Source organism: Paraburkholderia mimosarum LMG 23256 = NBRC 106338 (genome assembly GCF_000739815.1).
GTDB classification, from domain to species: Bacteria; Pseudomonadota; Gammaproteobacteria; order Burkholderiales; family Burkholderiaceae; genus Paraburkholderia; species Paraburkholderia mimosarum.
Map to the genome: position 1 here is coordinate 1 of NZ_BBJJ01000218.1, position 2,740 is coordinate 2,740.

Sequence of the window (2,740 nt, forward strand, 5' to 3'; positions counted from 1 at the left end):
GGGCTGAAGTAGGGAGCGCCTATAAGCAGCGGCTGGAGCGGCGGCGACAATTGCGGGGATAACGTCGTCGACGCGATCAACCACAATGGGTTGGAGAAGGTGGCCGCTATGAATGAAACCTGCTCGGCGCATATGGTCAAGCATTGTCAGCATCGGGTCCCAGAAGCGTTTGACGTTAACTAATACCATCGGCTTACGGTGTCTTCCGAGTTGGCACCAGGTCATGATTTCCATGGTTTCGTCGACGGTACCGATTCCGCCCGGCAGTACTACGAAGGCATCCGCGCGCTCGAACATCTTCTGCTTTCGCTCGTGCATTGTTTCGGTGATCGTCAGATCCTCGAGCATGGTCAGCGCGTCCATGGTGGACTCTCGGTTAAGAAGGAATCTCGGAATGATCGCGCTTACCTGACCGCGAACGTTCAGCGTTCCGCGGGCGACTGCTCCCATCACACCACTGGTTCCGCCGCCATAGATCAGCGCCAGTCCCGACGCAGCCAGTGCACGACCCAGTTGTTCGCCCGCCTCGACGTAGGCAGCATTGTTGCCGGGCGATGAGCCGCAATAGACGCATACTGCCCGTATGGTATCCGTATTAGTTTCTTTAATCGACATAGCAAGTTTCCGCGTGTTGGAGGGAGTGCCCAACGCATATATCGCATTCTGAGCTCGCTGGCGAGCCTCGCGAAATGCCGTGCCGTCTCCCCATAGACGACACGGCCGGCATCGCCGTCCGAATTAAGGCTATGAATTTGTTGATGCAATCACATTAGGCGAACGAGGTAAATGCGATTCCCGCTTTCATGGTCCATAGAGAGCTCGCAACGTCAGTTCCTGAACTTTTGCATATGCCAAGAAATCTGCAATGATGGCATCGACTAAGGCATCTAGGACGCTTGCGGAGCAACACCGAGCGAGTTCAGTCAACGACATATCGTGGTGGTCTGCGTACTTGAAAAGCGTCCGATATCCAACGATACCTCGGAGTACTTTGCTCGCATCTGGATCACAAGAAACGGCAACTGCTTCGTCGAGCATCGATGGTCCAACAGCAGGCTGCAGCATCTCACACACTCGCGTACAGGCCTTGGCGCGAAACATGTTCGCGGTCGGAAGGCGCAGCCGCTCGACAGTCCATTCATACTGATTCCACTCAGCGTCGGCATTGATTGCGGCAAGCAGCGACATAGACCCGCCTTCGAGAATTATCTGTTCGTTTTGGCGGCGGAGTTGCTCGACCAAATCATGTAACAGCAAGTTAGCCTGTGCAGCTGGCAACTCACCGTCAGCGACAGGGCGATCGCAAAGATAGTACCGTCGTGTCGCGCGCAATTCCGTATCCGATGGGCGCCCGCTTCCCACTGAGAGCTCGCTGTGGCACTGAATCCGGTCGAGCGAAATCACGCTCGCGCCGGTCTGTTGCGCCAACTCGACAGACCGGCCCGTCTTGCCTGTCGTGGTAGGCCCGATGATGAGATGCAACGGCGCGTTCAAAGCGGCTGCCCCGGAAGATAGGGCGTCACATGGGAAAAGGCGGCACGGAACCAAGCAGTGAACTCATCGGGTGATTCAAAGAGGCGTTGCACTACCGCGGAGACGGCTACGCGGTCCCATTCACAGACTTCGTCGGGGTTCGCCTCCGGAGTGCCGGAAAATGTGCCGACGAATAGATGATCGATCTCGTGCTCGATCAATCCGGATCCTACCGGCTCGCGGTACAGGAAGATGCCTACATGTCGCAGATCGCAGCTAAAACCCATCTCTTCTCGAAGGCGTCGATTGGCCGCGACATCAATTTTCTCGTGTTGTCTCGGATGGCCACAGCAGGTGTTTGCCCAAAGCCCACCGGAATGATATTTGGATGCGGCCCTGCGCTGAAGCAGCAGTTTTCCGGTATCGTCGATGACAAAAATCGAAAACGCACGGTGCAGCAAGCCGCGTCTGTGGGCTTCGAGCTTTGCGGCAGTGCCGATGGCTTCGTCGGATTCGTTTACTAGCACTACGTGGTCGGCGCAGGTGTCCATAGTTAATTAAATTTTCAATAGGTTGGTTATTAATGTTTACTTCCAAAAGCGGCTAAGGACGCGCTAGTCAATGAGTTCGTCCCCTGCGCTTGCGAGGAGTCAGTTTGTAAGCAGTCGTGCCGCTGTTTCAGAAAGTAAATCCGAAGCATACGTTCGTAGCCAATCTTTCCCTAAACGTCCTGTTCCACGTTGTCGCTCGTGAGATATAACAATATGTGTCATAGAAAAACCTCCGAATGGCTCGATATATTAGAAAAATCAATGCGGCTAGCGAGGTCCGCAAGCTTAGTCGAAAAGGATGGAATTTTTTGATAAATCCATGTAAGAATTTATTTAAAATCGTATCATTTTGAATCATTTGTTCTGAAAAGCACTGATTTATTCGGCTCGGCGGTCATCGCAAAGATCACCGAGGACGCTATAGAAGGAGCCTCACAGAACGGATCTACGACATGAAGCGGCAGTTCGGTTTTGGAGAAAGGGGAAAGCAAGGGTGCGAAGCGACAGCGCTTTCTGGCGGAGATGGAGAAGCTGTTCGTGGACGCGCTTGCTGTGGGATATTGAGCCGCAGTATCCGAAGGGCAAGCGAGGCCGTCCGCCGATTAGACTGGAGCGGATGCTCCTGTCAGCTGCGGCGGGCGTGCTCGCCGTCTCTGGTGCACATATGGCCGGCGAATGGGTTAGAGGTTTCGGAGGAAAACGAACCGACGAGCTGC

General features: G+C 54.3%; 3 protein-coding genes and 1 pseudogene. 1 reads left to right on the plus strand and 3 read right to left on the minus strand.

Features of this window, described 5'->3' with window-relative positions:
- The 3 genes from BMI01S_RS36770 to idi all read right to left on the minus strand — a co-directional run.
- The coding region (locus BMI01S_RS36770; RefSeq protein ID WP_028215563.1) for an LOG family protein at positions 1-615 on the minus strand (615 nt) is incomplete at its 3' end.
- A gap of 186 nt (positions 616-801) precedes the next feature.
- A complete protein-coding gene (locus BMI01S_RS36775; RefSeq protein ID WP_161635584.1) occupies positions 802-1,482 on the minus strand; it encodes an isopentenyl transferase family protein in 681 nt (226 codons plus the stop codon).
- Between the two features lie 8 nt (positions 1,483-1,490).
- Positions 1,491-2,024, minus strand: coding sequence for an isopentenyl-diphosphate Delta-isomerase (idi, locus tag BMI01S_RS40320; protein ID WP_081716340.1), 534 nt, complete (start codon positions 2,022-2,024; stop codon positions 1,491-1,493).
- Positions 2,025-2,476: 452 nt separating this feature from the next.
- On the opposite strand from idi, the pseudogene BMI01S_RS43680 reads away from it, so the two are divergent.
- A pseudogene (locus tag BMI01S_RS43680) lies at positions 2,477-2,646 on the plus strand (IS5/IS1182 family transposase); the annotation flags it as partial.
- Between the last annotated feature and the right edge of the window lie 94 nt (positions 2,647-2,740).